Source organism: Marinomonas sp. CT5, from assembly GCF_018336975.1.
Classification (GTDB): Bacteria; Pseudomonadota; Gammaproteobacteria; order Pseudomonadales; family Marinomonadaceae; genus Marinomonas.
In genome coordinates this window covers 1,116,710-1,133,621 of record NZ_CP025572.1, presented here as the reverse complement: position 1 = coordinate 1,133,621, position 16,912 = coordinate 1,116,710, and the positions used below count along the sequence as shown (strand labels likewise).

General features: G+C 41.5%; 15 protein-coding genes. All 15 read right to left on the bottom strand.

Annotation, left to right across the window (positions count from 1 at the left end; all coding sequences use genetic code 11):
- Positions 1 to 93: 93 nt before the first annotated feature.
- Positions 94 to 3,570, bottom strand: a complete 3,477-nt coding sequence (gene dnaE / locus C0J08_RS05375; protein ID WP_212655080.1) for a DNA polymerase III subunit alpha — start codon at positions 3,568 to 3,570, stop codon at positions 94 to 96.
- A 4-nt stretch (positions 3,571 to 3,574) separates the two neighbouring features.
- A complete protein-coding gene (gene rnhB, locus C0J08_RS05370) occupies positions 3,575 to 4,174 on the bottom strand; it encodes a ribonuclease HII (RefSeq protein ID WP_212655079.1) in 600 nt (199 codons plus the stop codon).
- A complete protein-coding gene (gene lpxB, locus C0J08_RS05365) occupies positions 4,174 to 5,331 on the bottom strand; it encodes a lipid-A-disaccharide synthase (RefSeq protein WP_212655078.1) in 1,158 nt (385 codons plus the stop codon). Before lpxB ends, rnhB begins: the two co-directional genes overlap by 1 nt.
- Positions 5,332 to 5,394: 63 nt before the next feature.
- Complete coding sequence (gene lpxA, locus C0J08_RS05360; protein WP_212655077.1) at positions 5,395 to 6,171, bottom strand: acyl-ACP--UDP-N-acetylglucosamine O-acyltransferase; 777 nt, start codon at positions 6,169 to 6,171, stop codon at positions 5,395 to 5,397.
- On the bottom strand, positions 6,171 to 6,608 hold the full coding sequence (gene fabZ, locus C0J08_RS05355; RefSeq protein WP_212655076.1) for a 3-hydroxyacyl-ACP dehydratase FabZ: 438 nt from the start codon (positions 6,606 to 6,608) through the stop codon (positions 6,171 to 6,173). Before fabZ ends, lpxA begins: the two co-directional genes overlap by 1 nt.
- Complete coding sequence (gene lpxD, locus C0J08_RS05350; RefSeq protein WP_212655075.1) at positions 6,608 to 7,645, bottom strand: UDP-3-O-(3-hydroxymyristoyl)glucosamine N-acyltransferase; 1,038 nt, start codon at positions 7,643 to 7,645, stop codon at positions 6,608 to 6,610. The genes fabZ and lpxD overlap by 1 nt, the downstream gene beginning before the upstream one ends.
- Before the next feature lie 3 nt (positions 7,646 to 7,648).
- The gene (locus C0J08_RS05345) at positions 7,649 to 8,143 is read right to left on the bottom strand and encodes an OmpH/Skp family outer membrane protein (RefSeq protein ID WP_212655074.1); all 495 of its coding nucleotides are present in this window, start codon (positions 8,141 to 8,143) and stop codon (positions 7,649 to 7,651) included.
- 31 nt (positions 8,144 to 8,174) lie between these two features.
- A complete protein-coding gene (gene bamA / locus C0J08_RS05340; RefSeq protein WP_249344518.1) occupies positions 8,175 to 10,490 on the bottom strand; it encodes an outer membrane protein assembly factor BamA in 2,316 nt (771 codons plus the stop codon).
- Between the two features lie 10 nt (positions 10,491 to 10,500).
- Entirely contained in the window at positions 10,501 to 11,847 is a 1,347-nt protein-coding gene (gene rseP / locus C0J08_RS05335) for an RIP metalloprotease RseP (RefSeq protein ID WP_212655072.1), read from the bottom strand.
- Complete coding sequence (gene ispC, locus C0J08_RS05330; protein WP_212655071.1) at positions 11,844 to 13,019, bottom strand: 1-deoxy-D-xylulose-5-phosphate reductoisomerase; 1,176 nt, start codon at positions 13,017 to 13,019, stop codon at positions 11,844 to 11,846. Before ispC ends, rseP begins: the two co-directional genes overlap by 4 nt.
- On the bottom strand, positions 13,019 to 13,822 hold the full coding sequence (locus C0J08_RS05325) for a phosphatidate cytidylyltransferase (protein ID WP_212655070.1): 804 nt from the start codon (positions 13,820 to 13,822) through the stop codon (positions 13,019 to 13,021). The genes ispC and C0J08_RS05325 overlap by 1 nt, the downstream gene beginning before the upstream one ends.
- Positions 13,823 to 13,824: 2 nt before the next feature.
- Entirely contained in the window at positions 13,825 to 14,556 is a 732-nt protein-coding gene (gene uppS / locus C0J08_RS05320) for a polyprenyl diphosphate synthase (RefSeq protein WP_212655069.1), read from the bottom strand.
- Positions 14,557 to 14,607: 51 nt separating this feature from the next.
- Positions 14,608 to 15,165, bottom strand: coding sequence for a ribosome recycling factor (gene frr / locus C0J08_RS05315; protein WP_212655068.1), 558 nt, complete (start codon positions 15,163 to 15,165; stop codon positions 14,608 to 14,610).
- A 7-nt stretch (positions 15,166 to 15,172) separates the two neighbouring features.
- Complete coding sequence (pyrH, locus tag C0J08_RS05310) at positions 15,173 to 15,895, bottom strand: UMP kinase (protein WP_212655067.1); 723 nt, start codon at positions 15,893 to 15,895, stop codon at positions 15,173 to 15,175.
- Between the two features lie 129 nt (positions 15,896 to 16,024).
- Positions 16,025 to 16,885: a translation elongation factor Ts gene (gene tsf, locus C0J08_RS05305; protein WP_212655066.1), complete on the bottom strand. Its 861-nt coding sequence runs from the start codon at positions 16,883 to 16,885 to the stop codon at positions 16,025 to 16,027.
- Positions 16,886 to 16,912: the final 27 nt, after the last annotated feature.

Sequence of the window (16,912 nt, the reverse complement as noted above, 5' to 3'; positions counted from 1 at the left end):
AATACAAAGGCAAAAGGCAGCTGGCCGTTTGCTCTATAGCTCTATTAAGCGCATCTCTACGCCGCATTCCATTGCCAAAACTATTAAATGAGTCTAAGTATACACTAACTGAACATTTTGTTTACCGTATTGTTTCTGAAGTTGGTGAATTAATTCATCGTCCGGACGAACTTTCCAACCCGATCCCAAACGAATATCGCCACATGCTTGTGGTGTATCAAAGCCGATTACCACATCACAACCATCGCCCCTATATGACTCCATATAGTTCGCCAGAGCTTGAATTTCAATCGGCGTTACCGTTTCTGATGTCCAAGTAATTCGTAATGCTTCCACATAACGAACTCGAGCCTGAGCAATATCAAGAATATTTCGGGCAATAACTTTTTGTCCGCCACGAAATTCATCGACATTAATCTCTCCTTCTACGACAACCACTTCATCTTTAACAATAACGTCTTTAAAACTGTCGTAGTTATCCGGAAATACGGTCACTTCTATACGAGCAGAACGATCATCCAATGTAACAAAAGCGATGTTACCACCTTTTTTACTTTTGGTAATCCGCAGGTCCACGATCAAACCCGCCATAATCTGCGTATCACCTCGCTTAGGCTGTAAATCCACAATTTTTGAGCGAGCAAAACGACGAATTTCTTTCTCATACTCATCAATTGGATGACCAGTAACATACAAACCAAGCGTGTCTTTTTCACCGTCAAGACGCTGCCGCGGTGTCCACTCATGCTGGATACCCATTTCCTTATAAGCATCTTCCGTACTCTCTTCTACCGCAACACCAAACAGATCCATCATGCCTGCATCTTGGTTTTTCGCATCTTGAACCGCTCGTTTAAGCGCCTCATCAATACACGCAAACAAGGTTGCTCGGTTGGGACCTATGGTATCAAACGCCCCTGAACGAACCAAAGCCTCCATCACGCGTTTGTTTACCTTCTTACCAACGCGCTGGCAGAAATCAAATATATGCTCAAAAGGGCCATCTTTACGAGCTTCAACAATGGCCTCAATCGGACCTTCACCTACCCCTTTAATCGCTCCCAAGCCATATACAATGGCACCTTTAGGGTTAACGGTAAATTTATAAACGGACTCATTTACATTGGGCAGTTCTAATGCCAACTCCATGGAACGGCATTCTTCGATGAAGATAACGATCTTATCGGTATTCTGCATATCCGCAGACAATACCGCTGCCATAAATGGCGCTGGATAGTGATTCTTCAACCAAGCGGTTTGATAAGACACAAGAGCGTAAGCCGCGGAGTGGGATTTGTTAAAACCGTACCCTGCAAACTTTTCCATCAAATCAAATATGTTGCCTGATAAATCTTTATCAATATTATTTTTGAGCGCGCCTTCCATAAAAATCAAACGCTGCTCAGCCATAACCTCGGGCTTCTTTTTACCCATGGCACGACGCAACAAGTCGGCGCCACCGAGTGAAAATTTAGCCAATACCTGAGCAATCTGCATTACTTGCTCTTGATACAAGATGATGCCGTAGGTGGGTTCCAATACCGGAATCAAATCTTGATGTTGATAATCAGGGTGCGGGAAAGCCAGCTCAGCTCGACCATGCTTACGGTTGATGAAGTCATCCACCATGCCTGAGCCCAATGGTCCAGGGCGATACAATGCCACCAAGGCGATAATGTCCTCAAAGCGCGATGGCAAAAGTTTTTTGATCAATTCCTTCATACCACGAGATTCCAGCTGGAATACCGCTGTGGTTTCCGCCCGCTTTAGCAAGTCATAAGTGGATTTATCTTCTAAATCTATTAGGGAAATATCGAGTGGTGGCTTGCCTTCTAGTGCATTAATGGTATCAATGTTTTTAACGGCCCAATCGACAACGGTTAAGGTTTTAAGACCCAAAAAGTCGAATTTAACCAAGCCAGCTTCTTCAACATCGTTTTTGTCATATTGAGTAACCAAGCCTGAGCCATCTTCTTCACAGTACAGCGGTGCGAAGTCGATCAATTTAGTGGGGGCAATAACAACACCACCAGCGTGTTTACCAAAGTTACGCACCACGCCTTCTAACGACATGGCCATTTCCATCACTTCAGCAGCATCTTCATCACCAGAAATAAACTCAGGTAGAGCAGGCTCTTCCTCCAACGCTTTTTGCAGTGTCATGCCGATTTCAAATGGAATCAGTTTGGATAATTTATCACCTAGGCTGTAAGGCTTACCTTGAACACGAGCGACATCTCGAACCACGGCTTTCGCCGCCATGGCACCAAAAGTAATGATCTGAGACACCGCATCACGACCATAAGTCCGTGATACATAATCAATCACTCGGTCACGGTTATCCATACAAAAGTCGATATCAAAGTCAGGCATGGAAACCCGTTCTGGGTTCAAGAATCGTTCAAACAGCAAATCGTATTCAAGCGGATCCAGGTCCGTAATTTTCAAGGCATAGGCAACCAATGAGCCCGCACCAGAACCACGCCCAGGGCCTACCGGAATACCGTTATCTTTCGCCCACTGGATGAAATCCATTACGATCAAGAAGTAACCTGGAAACCCCATCTGATTAATAATAGTTAGTTCGAAATCCAATCGATCCCAGTATTCCTGACGACGCTTTTCGATGCGCTCGCCATATTTTTTAGTCAGAAAATTAAACCGCTCTATCAAGCCATCATAGGAAAGTTTGCTAAAGAACTCTTCCATGGTCATTCCTTCAGGAACGGGATAATCAGGCAAAAAGTACTTACCTAATAAAACATCCACACTGCAACGCTTAGCAATTTCTACTGTATTCTCAAGTGCTTCAGGAATGTCTTGAAACAGCTCAGCCATTTCTTCAGGAGTTTTAAAATATTGCTCTTCTGAGTAACGACGCTCACGACGAGGGTCGTCTATTGTCACACCGTCATGAATACAAACTCGAGCCTCATGGGCATCAAAGTTTTCACGTTTCAAAAATCGTACATCATTGGTGGCCACAACAGGGCAACCTAATTCACTCGCGATGGGAACGACGGCATGAATGTAACTTTCTTCACCCGGACGACTGGTTCGCTGAAGTTCGACATAAAAACGATTGGGGAAAACAGACATCCAATAGGCCATTCGGCTTTTAGCTTGCTCATGACGACCTTTTTGAATCAAAAATCCTACATCGCCAAAACCAGCACCGGACAGTGCAATAACGTCTTCACTATGCGCTTCGATCCATTCGCGTTGGACTATTGGCCGCCCTTCTACTTGACCCAGTTGATAGCCTTTAGAAATGATAGCAATGATGTTTTTATAACCTTTATTTGACATCGCCAATAAAGTGAAACGATAACGCGATTCCACCTCATCGTCTTCAGCCACAACAACATCAGCACCACAAATTGGCTTAATGCCCTTATCCATCGCCCCTTTATAAAAACGTACAAAGCCACATAAGTTGTTTTCATCTGTAATAGCCACAGCAGGCATAGACATAAACTCGGTTGTGCCAAGTAAGCCTTTGATTTTTACCAAGCCATCGACCAAAGAAAACTCGGTATGTACTCGTAAATGTATAAATGACGTGGACAAACTATTATCCTTCTAAAATTTTCTTAACTGGGCCAAAACTGCGCCTATGAATAGGCGTTATGCCATGCAAACGAATCGCTTCTAGATGCTGGGCAGTCGGATAACCTTTATGTTTTTCAAAACCATATTCTGGATAAATTTCTGCGGCTTCTACAATCGCCCTATCACGTGTCACTTTAGCCAAAATAGAAGCCGCTGAAATAGCGGCTTGTCGAGCATCGCCTTTCACCACGGCTTCTGCTGAACAGGGTAAATTAGGTGGTATTCGATTACCATCAACCAAGACATGTTCAGGAGCGATAGAAAGCGTAGAGACAGCTCGAGACATCGCCAGCATACTGGCATGAAGAATGTTTATATTGTCAATTTCATCAATTGAGGCACTAGCCACACTATAAGCTAAGGCTTTTTCTTGTATTTCTACAAATAGTGCCTCGCGCCTTTTTTCACTCAGTTTTTTAGAGTCCGCCAATCCAGCAATGGGATTTCTTGGATCTAAAATAACCGCCGCAGCAACCACTTCACCAGCCAATGGACCTCGACCAGCTTCATCAGTACCCGCCAATAAATCCCCAAAATACACCTGACTAACAAAAGGCTCCATTACTTATCTTTTCCTTCCAACATACTAACAATTGCCTTAGCCGCTTGAGCACCAGCATTTTTTCGTAGCATGGTATGCAACTCTAGATACTTGGCTTGAATTGATTTATCACCCACGAAGGATCGCCATGTTTGAATCAGTCTAGTAGCTAAATTGTTTGGTGTCGCTTCATCTTGTAAAAGCTCAGGCACCAAGGCTTCATTCGCCAACAAATTAGGCAAGGAAACATACGGAACCTTCATCATTCTAGATATGATGGCATACGTAAGTTTATTAACCCGATAAGACACCACCATTGGACGCTTAATAAGCATGGCTTCCAATGCAGCAGTACCAGAAGCAAGTAAAATAGCATCAGACGCTGCCATAATAGTCCGTGATTGACCATCGATAACAATTGCTTCAGCATTAGCCGCTTGTAAAACGGCTTCGATCTGAATACGGCGCTCTTGATTTGCTGCTGGCATTAAAAAGGTCGCGTTTGGCTCTTTTTGCTTAATCAACTTAATGGTTTCTACGAAAAGAGGCGCTAATCTAGATACTTCACCTTCCCTAGAGCCTGGAAGAATACCAAAAACAGGTCCTTTAATATGCCCTAAATGCAGAGCCTCTCTAGCCGAATCCACATCACTATCAAGCGGGATCTCATCGGCGAGTGTATGCCCAACACAAACGACCGGAATGTTGTGCTCATGATAAATGGGTAATTCAAAAGGAAAAAGAGTCAACATTAAATCAACAGACTTCTTAATATTGAAAATTCGCTTTTGACGCCACGCCCAGACTGATGGACTTACATAATGAACGGTAGGTATACCAGCTTGCTTTAATTTCCTCGCCAGCGGCATATTAAAATCGGGGGAATCAATACCAATAAAAGCAGCAGGAGGATTTTGTAAGCAAGATTGATATAAGTTCTTACGTATACTAAGCAGTTCTCTCAAACGACCCAAAACTTCCACTAGACCCATTACCGATAATCTGTCCATTGGCACAACACTGTTAAGACCTTGTGCTTTCATTAACGGACCACCAATACCTTCAAAAACAGCATCAGGCTGTAACTCTTTTAAGTGAGCAATGAGGTTCGCCCCCAAAATATCACCTGAAGCTTCTCCAGCCACCAACACATAACGTGTTACAGATGTCGCTTGCATTTATAAAACCTCTGATAATAAAAAACCCCGAAATAATCCGGGGTTTCTTTTAAAACATACTACCTATCGGACTATGCCACGTTTCGAATGCCGAATTGACAGTATAAACTCAGAGACATCAGGAATGTGTGCAATATCCCCTTGCTCAAGTTCAACTAATGCAGACTCAAGTGTTAACCCTTTAAGATAAATAGCTTTGTATGCTTTTCGCAGAGCTTTAATGATGTCCGCAGGAACTCCACGCCGACGCATCCCTTCAAAGTTCATTCCATGCGCTTTTGCAGGACTACCAGAAACCATGACATACCTTGGGATATCTTTTGAAACCATAGAACCCATGCCACACATACTAAAGGAGTTAACCTGACAAAATTGATGAATACCTGCGTAGCCACCAAGAATAACATTATCACCAACAAACACATGCCCTGCGAGAGCCGCAAAATTTGCAAAAATATTATGGTCACCAACAACACAATCATGACCGACATGTGTACTCGCCATAAACAAATTATGGTTACCAATAACCGTAACACCTTTATCCTGAATAGTGCCTCGATGAATCGTTGCATTTTCTCGAATAACGTTATTGTCTCCGATTACTAGTTGAGTTGGCTCACCCTTATACTTCTTATCTTGGTTCGCTTCTCCAACTGAAGCAAACTGATAAATTTCATTATTACGCCCAATTGTCGTATGACCATTAATGACAACATGAGACTTAATGATACTACCAGCACCAATTTTAACATTCGGTCCGATCACACAAAAAGGACCGATTTCCACATCGGAGTCAATCTCTGCATTCGAATCGATTAAAGTAGTTGGATGTATTGCCACTATATTTTCCTGTCTGCACACATAATAGTTGCAGAGCATGCTAACTCACCGTCAACAGTTGCTCTACATTCAAATTTCCAAATACCTCGTTTTTCTGCAACTATCTTAGCTTCAAGTTGCAAGCGATCACCTGGAACTACAGGACGTTTAAAACGAGCATCATTAACACCTACGAAATAATAAATAGAACCATCTTCAGGCTTTTTGTCCATGGTCTTGAAACCCAAAACTCCAGCTACTTGCGCCATCGCTTCGATAATTAAGACGCCAGGCATAACAGGATGATTAGGAAAATGGCCGTTGAAAAAAGGCTCATTAATAGTCACATTTTTGTAACCAACAATGGAATCGTTCAGATTTAACTCAACAACACGATCTACTAGTAAAAAAGGGTACCTATGAGGTAAATACTGACGAATTTCATTTACGTCTATCATTAAACATCAACCTTGTCTGAAAGCTTCTTAATTTGTTGTTTCAATTGTAAAAACTGTTTTGCCATTTCATCAATTCTTCTGACTCGAGCAACTGTTCTACGCCATTTACTTGTTGGCTCCATCCCCATTCCAGAAGAGTAAGAACCTTCCTCTGTAATCGAATTACTAATCATACTCATACCAGTAATATGAACTCGATCCGTAATAACCAAATGACCTGCAATACAAACGCCACCAGAAATAGTACAGTAGGAACCAATTTTTGTACTTCCAGCTATTGCGGTGCTTGCAGCAATCGCCGTATTATCGCCAATTACGACGTTATGAGCAATTTGAACTTGATTATCTATTTTAACACCATTACCTATTTGAGTATTTTCTATAGCACCACGGTCAACGGTTGTACTTGCCCCAATCTCAACATTACTCCCAATTACGACCGCCCCTAACTGGTCTATTTTCTCCCAGCCACCTTCTTTAGGTGCAAATCCAAAACCGTCCGCACCTATAACTGCGGCACTATGAAGAATACACTTTGAACCGATTTCAACATCATGATAGAGGGTCACATTAGGGTACAAACGAGAGCCTTGGCCGATTTTCACTCCTCGACCAATAACGCACCCCGCGCCAATAATACAATCAGGCTCGATAATTACGTCATCGTCAATCACCACATTGGGACATATAACTACATTATTTGCGATCTTTGACTTTGACGAAATAACAGCACTTGGATGAACCCCAGACCAACATTGAGTTTTAGGAGCAAATAAATGAGATAACTGTGCAAATGCCAGATAAGGGTTAGCAACCACAATAGCATTTTCAAGAAGATCAGCAAGCTCTTCTGTTTTAACAAGCACAGCTCCAGCAGAAGTTGATGACAGCTGACTTTGGTATTTCGGGTTAGCTAAAAAACTCAACTCACTTTGAGTCGCTTTCTCTAGCGTCCCTAATTTATCTATAACTAGACCAGCATCACCTTTTACCGTCCCTTGTACTTTGGCTGCTAATTGCCCTAGCGTATAGCTCATAGATTAATTATCCTTGTTAATACGTTTCACTAGCTCATCGGTTATATCTGCATCCGCATTGGCATACAAACTTAGTTGCCTATTTAATACTAAATCTAATTTGCGTTCATCTATCAAAGATTTAAGTGCCGCTTCACCTTTTGGAGTCAGAGACTGTATTAATTTCTGCTCTAACTCTTTAGCCTGACGCTGCATAGTTGCAGCCATACCGCGTACTTGATTCTGTTGTTGTGCTAGTTGCTGACGACGCTTTTTAAACTCTTCTTCAGATAAGGTTAATTCATCACGCTTTAATTCTTTTGCTGATGCTTCGAGTTTTTCTTGCTCTTTTTTCAAGCGAGCATCCATTTCAGCTACTTTTTGTTTAGGCTCTTTTGCTGCTTCTTGACCAATATTACTTTGTAAAAGCGCCGCTCTAAAATCCACCACGGCTACTTCTGTTGCTTGAACACTACCAATAAAGCATAGTGTAAAAATAACTGTTATGAGTTTTTTCATCTTAAAATCCTATTAAATCATACTTTCTAAATTAAAAAGTGGTTCCCAATTGAAACTGGAAAAAGTCTGTTTTATCGCCATCTTTTGCATTCAAAGCTCGAGCAAGGTTAAAAGACAAAGGCGCGATTGGTGTAATCCATGTCCAGCTGAATCCGGCACTATAACGTATTTCAGAAAGATCAACACCAGCATTACAATTAGGATTGCTAACAAGACATGAATCAGTGAAGACATTACCGCCATCTAAAAATAGTGCCGTTCGAACTGATTTATGGTCTTCAACCATTGGTAAAGGGAAAATAAGTTCAGCCGTACCAGCCATCATAATATTACCGCCTAAGGCCGAACTCGTATTGGTAGAACCGGCATCATAAGAGTTTTTCGGTCCCAAAGAAGACGCTCCATAACCTCTCACAGAATAAGAACCACCCGCAAAATAGTTTTCAAAGAAAGGCAGCTCTTGAGTGTCGCCATAGCCCTTTCCATAACCTAACCGACCTTTGAGGCGGAACAACCACAAATTAGAGTCGCTTAAGTTCCAATAGCGCTGGGAAGTCAATCCAAGTTTTGCATACTGTTGATCACCAACCGGTAACGACACCTCTAATGAAGCTCTTGTCGAATAACCATCTGTTGGCAATACTCCACCAATTAAATCACTGTCACTCCAAGCGATATTTGCAATATAGTCATCGTAATTATCTCCATGCTTATTTACATAATCCTTTGTTTCATTAGAAGGATCAAAGCCTAGTTTTACTGTACTCTCTTTAACAGTTAACCCAAACGATAAGCGCTGAGTATCTGAAATGGGATAACCATAATTCACTCCGGCACCAATTTCATCTAGGTCGTAATCTTCTACATCGTCGGCTGCATGATCACTGGTTTTATAGAAAAGCTGAAAACCTCGACTAACGCCATCGACAGTAAAGAATGGATTATCATAAGAAATTCTATAATCCTGTTTTTGATTCGTTCGAGTAGCATTAAAAGACAGTTTATTACCCGTTCCCATGAAGTTACGTTTAGAAACACCAAAACCCAACACAGTACCATCTTCTTGAGAATACCCAATACTAGCCTGAATACTGCCAGAAGCCTGTTCTTCTACAACGACATCAAGGTCTACTTGATCTGATGTTCCAGCAACAGGACGAGTTCTTAAATCGACACTGCTAAAAAAGCCAAGGCGCTCAATGCGACGCTTAGAAGACTGTATTTTCGAATGAGTAGCTAAAGCGCCCTCAAATTGCGTCATTTCCCTACGCAGTACTTCATCTTGGGTTTCACTATTACCACTAAATGTAATGCGACGCACATAGACTTTTGGACCAGGTGTGATTTGATAGCTAAGATTTACTGTATGGTTATCAAGTTTTTCAGGTATTACATTCACATTGGTAAACAAATAGCCATCATCACCTAACTCAGTAGAAATACCTTCGATAATTTTAGTCACTTCACTACGAGAAAAAACGTCACCTTTTTTCTGCGTAATTTGCTTCCACACTCGATCCTCAGCAATAGGCAAGCTTCCACTTAACGTTACATCGTTAATTTTATAAGGTTTGCCTTCCTCTAGATTAATTACAATATAAACATCACGTTTATCTGGCGACAAACTCACCTGACTAGAAACAATGCTAAAATCCAAATAGCCATGATCTAAATAAAAGCTTTTCAGGGTATTAATATCCCCTTCTATTTTGCCTTTAGCGTATTCATCAGCAGAGCTGAAGGGGTTCCAGTAACCAGTTTCTCTAGATTCAAAATCTTTAGTTAAGGTTTCCTGATCAAAATCCTGATTACCAACAATATTAATATGAACGATTTTTGCCGTTTCGCCTTCATCAATTTTAATGACAATTCCAGTACGATTACGCGGCATGTCTTCGACCGAAATATCAACTTTAGCGCTATAACGACCAAGAGCATAGTACTGACGCTGAAGCTCTTGAACTATTTGATTTAATGTTTCAGGTTTGTATATTTCACCAATTTCTAAACCTGACAGCTTTAAACCACGCTCTAAATCTTCTGTTTTAATTAGCTCGTTACCTTCTATAGTCAAATTACCTATTGAAGGTCGCTCTTTAACATCAAATATTAAAACATCATTATCTTCATATACATCAATATCACTAAAGTAGCCGGTATCAAAAAGAGAGTTAATTGCTTGATAAACCTTATTAGAATCATAAGATTCATTCTTATCAAAGCCAATTACATCAAATGCTCTAGCAGAAGGCATTTGGACTAACCCATCAACTCTCACGTCCTCTACTGTTTTTGCAAAACTCTGCACGCTCAATAAAGCCAAAAATACAACCGAAACGACTTTCACACATACCTCTCTACAAGCGGGCAATATCATTAAAAATGGCAACGGCCATTAGAGCAAATAAAAGAGAAGCACCAATACGATAAGCCATTCCCTGAATTTTTTCAGAAACAGGCTTACGACGAATAGCTTCAATACCAAAAAACAATAAATGCCCACCATCCAACATTGGAATGGGCAACAAATTTAACACACCCAAGCTAACACTAAGGTAAGCCATAAATCTTAAAAATGATTGCAAACCGGAGTCTGCTGAAGCACTAGCCACCTTTGCAATAGTTATTGGACCTGACAAATTCTCAACGGAAATCAATCCCTGTAACATTTTCCCTATAGAAGAGACTGTCAGAGATACCATTTTAAAAGTCTGCTCAACCCCATAAGATATTGATTCAAGAGGTCCATAATGACGCTCTCTAATAAGGCCTTCATCTAATTTTGGCGGTTCCACAGCTAGACCGACATAACCAATCACTTTGCCATTATGTTCTGTTGATTTGGGCATCAATGATAAGTTAATAAAAGCTCGATCTCGCAAAACTTTCACAGCTAGCTTTTTATTAGGGCTAGCCTGAATTAAATCGACAACCTGCTGCCAATTAGGCATGGGGTGATTATTGATTTCTAAAATTTTATCCCCAACCATAACCCCTGCTTCTGCAGCGGCTCCACCACTCACAACCTGAGCTATAACTGGAGCAACTTCTGGATACCAAGGAGATAAACCAAACGCCTTAATCAGATTATTTGGCTCGTTACCAACCAACCACCGTTTCAAACTAACAGTATCTTCACGCAAAGACCCGAGCCCTTCAGGCTGGTAACGCACAATAATGGTTCCGGTTTTACCGATCAAGCCTGCTAACACTAAATTTACGTCTTCCCAGGATGTAACGGGTTCACCGGCAAGAGAAACTAACTCATCACCGGTTTTCATTTGAGTCTGAGCGGCAGGAGAATTTTGACGGATATTACCAACTTTAGGAGCAATTGATTGAACACCAATTAAAGCAACCAAAGCGTAGATAAAGATAGCCAAAATAAAATTGGCAATGGGACCAGCAGCAACAATAGCAATCCGCTGCCAAACACTTTTTGAATTAAAGGCTTGATCTCTCAGCGCTTCAGGAACATTCCCCTCTCGCTCGTCTAGCATACGAACATAACCACCAAGAGGAATCATTGCCAAAGTAAATTCAGTCCCTGTTTTCCCAATATAGCGGTAAATAGGCTTCCCAAAACCAACAGAAAAACGCAGCACTTTAACACCACAACGTCGCGCAATATAAAAGTGCCCAAACTCATGAAATGTGATGAGCAAACCAAGCGCGATTACAATGTAAAGAATATTCTGTATCATGCAAAAACACCGCGAGAAATCATATTCATTGCCAAACGACGAGAGTACCCATCCGCTTCAAAAACATCATCTAAGGCATTCACCGCCGTAATATTGGCTGTCGATAAAACTTTTTCATTCACTCTAGCAATATCAAGAAAACCAATTTGGCGATTTAAAAAAGCATCTACTGCAATTTCATTTGCTGCATTAAGTACAGCCATCGCTGTACCCCCCATAAACCATGCATCAGCGGCCAGTTTCAAATTAGGAAAACGTTCAAGATCTGGTACCTCAAAATTCAATCGTGCAATGTTCACCAAATCCAGACTAGAAACATTTGTCTCAATTCTATTAGGCCAGCTCATCCCATAAGCAATAGGAATTTTCATATCGGGATTACCCATTTGGGCGATAACAGAACCATCGAGGTAAGAAACCATTGAGTGAACAATACTTTCTGGATGAACAACAACTTCAACATCATCAGGCGTAATACCAAATAGCCAACAAGCTTCGATCAACTCCAAGCCTTTATTCATTAAAGACGCAGAGTCAATTGATATCTTCTGCCCCATTGACCAATTAGGATGTTTACAGGCTTGTTCAGGAGTAACTTGAGACATATCCTTTAACCCCCAAGTCCTAAAAGGGCCACCAGAAGCCGTAAGAATTACCTTAGAAACATCTTGTTTATGAGCCCCTTTTTTATCCTGAGGCAAACTTTGGAAAATGGCATTATGCTCGCTATCGATAGGTAGTAACATCACATCATGCCGAGCAACTTCATCCATAAATAGTTTACCCGCAGTTACCAAAGACTCTTTGTTAGCCAGTAATATACGCTTTCCGGCACGTATCCCGGCTAAGGTAGGCTTCAAACCGGCAAACCCCATAATCGCAGCCATAACCTGATCTACTGCTGAATCCGAGGCAATACTATCTAACGCTTCTTCACCCCACTCAATCGATATTACTAAGTCTTTACATTTTAGCGCCAATTCATCACATGCCTTCTGAGACCCCATCACTACTCGCTGGGGTTTAAAACGACGACATATATCCGCCATTTTCTCAACACTCTCATTAGCTGAAGCACTAATTAAAACAAATTTATCAGGGTGTTTAGCAATAACATCAAGAGTACTTTGACCAATCGACCCTGTCGCACCCAATAAGCAAATACCTTGCATTAAAGCCACCCGAATACACTAAGTAGTAAAACATATATAGGTGCAGCAGCCGTCAAACTATCAACACGATCCATTACACCACCATGCCCTGGAATAAGATGACTGGAATCTTTCAGCTCTTCGTGGCGCTTAAAAAGGCTTTCCGTCAAATCGCCCAACACCGACACAGAGGAAGTTAAAAATGCAATAATAGCCAATACAGCCCACTGAGATGACTCAAAGCCACTCAGCAAAGAAAAAATCAGCACCCCAACTTGAGTCAATACCAAACCACCAAATACACCTTCCCAAGATTTACCTGGACTTACAAACCTAGCTAACTTTGTTTTACCGAATGCTCTACCCGCAAAATAGGCACCGGAATCCGCCCCCCAGATCAAGCCCATAAGAAGCAACACCCAAACAACAAAATTGTCCGACTGTTTTAAAACCACTAACGCACACCAAGTTGTCACTAAAATGCAAATACCAAATAACAAACGACTAAATTTGAGTCGCCAAACGAGTTGATCTGGATAACGCACAACCCAATACAAAGCCAGCCCCCATAACAAAGGAGCAATACAAAGAGACATTTTTTGTAAATTGAAGTTCATGACTAAATAACACGAAAAACCAATTACAGCGGCAAACGCTACGCGACCAAACTGATTACGCACACCAGATAAACGCGCCCACTCCCAGCCAGCTATAAAAACGACTGCCGCCAAGGCTAAAATAAAGTTACGCTCTTCTAATACAAAAACAGCACAAACAAACAAAACAGCCATAACAATGGCACTAAGAACTCTAGGTAATAACATACTTATCGGCCACCATAACGACGCTGACGACTTTGATAAACTTCAATAGCACTTTTAAAGTGACTCTGATCAAAGTCTGGCCATAACACAGGAAGAAAAACAAACTCAGAATAAGCCGTTTGCCACAGTAAAAAATTACTAATACGCTCCTCTCCAGACGTTCGAATCAATAGATCTGGTGGAGGCAAATCCGCTAACTGTATATGCTCACCTAAAGAGACTTCATCAATATCATCTATAGACAATTCACCAGACACAACACGTTCAACCACAGCCTTTGTAGCCTGAGCTATATCCCAACGCCCACCATAATTTGCCGCAATAACCAAGGTCATTTGACCATGGTTTTTTGTGGCATCTTCTACCCGCTGTATTTGCTCTTGTAACGGTTTACTAAAACCAGAAATATCACCAATTACTTTGAGACGAATTTTATGTTCATTTAGACGCTTTAATTCTTTTTTCAAAGAACGCATGAACAACCCCATCAGCCCATCAACCTCAGGCTTAGGTCGCTTCCAATTTTCACTAGAAAATGCGAACAAGGTTAATACTTTGACACCAGACTTTGCAGCAACCTCAACAGTTCTCCTTACGGCAGAGGCCCCTGCTGTATGCCCAGCAATACTTGGAAGGTGTTTTTTCTTTGCCCAACGATTATTACCATCCATAATAATGGCGATATGAGCAGGTACGACGTCTGAATTTACTTCAGCGCCATCTAATTTAGACATAGCGTAACCTTAGCCAATAAAAAAAAGCGAGCTTAGAAGCTCGCTTCCTCATTAGATTTCCATCAAGTCTTTTTCTTTTGCAGTAAGACGCTCTTCAACTAGAGCAACATATTTATCTGTTACTTTTTGAACTTGATCCTGACCACGACGCTCATCGTCCTCAGAGATTTCTTTTTCTTTCACTAGGTCTTTAAGACTGCCATTTGCATCACGACGAATGTTACGAATCGCAATACGGCCGTTCTCTGCTTCATTTTTGGCTTGTTTGAAATAATTTTTACGGGTCTCTTCCGTCAGAGCTGGCATAGGAATGCGGATAAGATTTCCGTTAGTGGCTGGGTTTAAACCTAGGTCCGATTTCATAATAGCTTTTTCAATCTCAGGAACTAGATTATTCTCCCAAGGCGAAATACCAAGAGTACGAGCATCTTCAACCGTGATATTAGCGACCTGACTTAATGGCGTTTCAGCCCCGTAGTAATTCACTTTGACTGAATCTAAAATGCTAGGATGGGCTCGACCTGTACGAATTTTTTTAAAAGCAGACTCAACAGAAGCCACTGCTTTACTCATACGGTCTTCTGCATCTTTAAGAATTTCGTTAATCATAACTTCCTCACTTAATCAGTGTACCTTCACTGCCACCAACCATGATATTCACCAAGGCTCCCGGCTTATTCATATTAAATACGCGAACTGGCATGCTGTGATCTCGGGTCAAACAAATAGCCGTTAAGTCCATTACGCCTAATTGTTTTTCAAGAACTTCATCATAACCCAATGTATCATATTTCACGGCTGTAGGATCTTTCATTGGGTCAGCAGAATAAACTCCATCAACTTTCGTTGCCTTCAGCACGACATCAGCGTCAATCTCAATACCACGTAAACAAGCAGCAGAGTCAGTTGTAAAAAAAGGATTGCCCGTGCCGGCAGAAAAAATAAGTACATCACCTTCTTTCATTAAACGCATAGCTCGGCGACGATCATAAGGCTCAACAATCCCCGTCATAGTAATTGCCGACATCACACGCGTTGCAATATTGGCACGCTCCAATGCATCACGCATTGCGAGTGCATTCATAACGGTTGCTAGCATCCCCATATGGTCACCAGTAACACGATCCATTCCTGCTTGGCTCAATGCTTGGCCACGAAACAAGTTACCACCACCGATAACAATACCAACTTCAACACCAATGCCTCGTAACTGACCTATTTCAAGCGCAATCCGGTTTAATACTTTAGGATCGATACCAAAGGACTCATCCCCCATCAAGGCTTCGCCACTTAACTTAAGCAAAATTCTTTTATAATTTGGACTCTTTTCTTTTGGCATATCAACCTCCGGCAATGGTTTCATATCTTTAAAAACTGAGGTCAACTTACCGACACTCATCGCATTCATCTCTCATAAAAAGGGGCAGTCAAGCTGCCCCTTTTTTTTGCAAGACATTACAACTAAGAATTAACCTTTAAGTTGTGCTGCTACTTCTGCGGCAAAATCCACTTCAGCCACTTCAATACCTTCACCTACTTCTAAGCGAACGAAAGAAGTCACAGTTGCACCAGCCTCTTTAACCAACTGACCAACTTTAATTTCTGGATTTTTAACAAATGGCTGCTCAACTAAGCTGTTTTCAGCCAAAAATTTCTTCATGCGACCAACAATCATTTTATCAACGATTTCTGCAGGCTTACCAGCCATATCAGGTTGTGCACGAATAATTTCTTCTTCTTTAGCAAGAACATCAGCAGGCATATCTTCACCTCGAACAACGCGAGGAGAAACAGCGGCAACATGCATAGATACATCTTTAGCCAATTCTGCATCACCACCTTCCAACTGCGTCAACACAGCGATTTGACCATTACCATGTAGGTAACCATTAATCAAACCACCTTCTAGGACCACAGCGCGACGAGGTGTAATGTTTTCACCAATTTTTTGAACCAAAGCTTCACGAGCTTCAAGCATTTCGCCCGAAATAACTTTAGCCATATCTGTTTCTTTTGTTGCAAAAACAGCATCAGCCACTTTGTTTGCAAAAGAAATAAAGCCTTCGTCACGAGAAGCGAAGTCAGTTTCAGAGTTAACTTCAACCAAGACACCGTAAGATGCATCATCAGCTACACGCATAATGATTGTACCTTCCGCTGCAGTACGGCCCGCCTTTTTAGCTGCCTTCATGCCACTTGATTTACGTAGTTCTTCGATAGCCACTTCGATATCAGCGTTAGCAGCGACAAGTGCTTTTTTGCACTCCATCATGCCTAGGCCAGTACGGTCACGTAGCTCTTTTACCAATGCTGCAGATACTGCGGCCATGTTAAATCCTCTTTATACCAATTCAAA

Bases quoted from the DNA above. Each gene is read 5' to 3' on its own strand.
- C0J08_RS05325 (WP_212655070.1), bottom strand. From the start codon at position 13,822: ATGTTATTACCTAGAGTTCTTAGTGCCATTGTTATGGCTGTTTTGTTT.
- fabZ (WP_212655076.1), bottom strand. From the start codon at position 6,608: ATGATAGACGTAAATGAAATTCGTCAGTATTTACCTCATAGGTACCCT.
- rseP (WP_212655072.1), bottom strand. From the start codon at position 11,847: ATGATACAGAATATTCTTTACATTGTAATCGCGCTTGGTTTGCTCATC.
- lpxB (WP_212655078.1), bottom strand. From the start codon at position 5,331: ATGCAAGCGACATCTGTAACACGTTATGTGTTGGTGGCTGGAGAAGCT.
- lpxD (WP_212655075.1), bottom strand. From the start codon at position 7,645: ATGAGCTATACGCTAGGGCAATTAGCAGCCAAAGTACAAGGGACGGTA.
- C0J08_RS05345 (WP_212655074.1), bottom strand. From the start codon at position 8,143: ATGAAAAAACTCATAACAGTTATTTTTACACTATGCTTTATTGGTAGT.
- rnhB (WP_212655079.1), bottom strand. From the start codon at position 4,174: ATGGAGCCTTTTGTTAGTCAGGTGTATTTTGGGGATTTATTGGCGGGT.
- tsf (WP_212655066.1), bottom strand. From the start codon at position 16,885: ATGGCCGCAGTATCTGCAGCATTGGTAAAAGAGCTACGTGACCGTACT.
- frr (WP_212655068.1), bottom strand. From the start codon at position 15,165: ATGATTAACGAAATTCTTAAAGATGCAGAAGACCGTATGAGTAAAGCA.
- ispC (WP_212655071.1), bottom strand. From the start codon at position 13,019: ATGCAAGGTATTTGCTTATTGGGTGCGACAGGGTCGATTGGTCAAAGT.
- uppS (WP_212655069.1), bottom strand. From the start codon at position 14,556: ATGTCTAAATTAGATGGCGCTGAAGTAAATTCAGACGTCGTACCTGCT.
- pyrH (WP_212655067.1), bottom strand. From the start codon at position 15,895: ATGCCAAAAGAAAAGAGTCCAAATTATAAAAGAATTTTGCTTAAGTTA.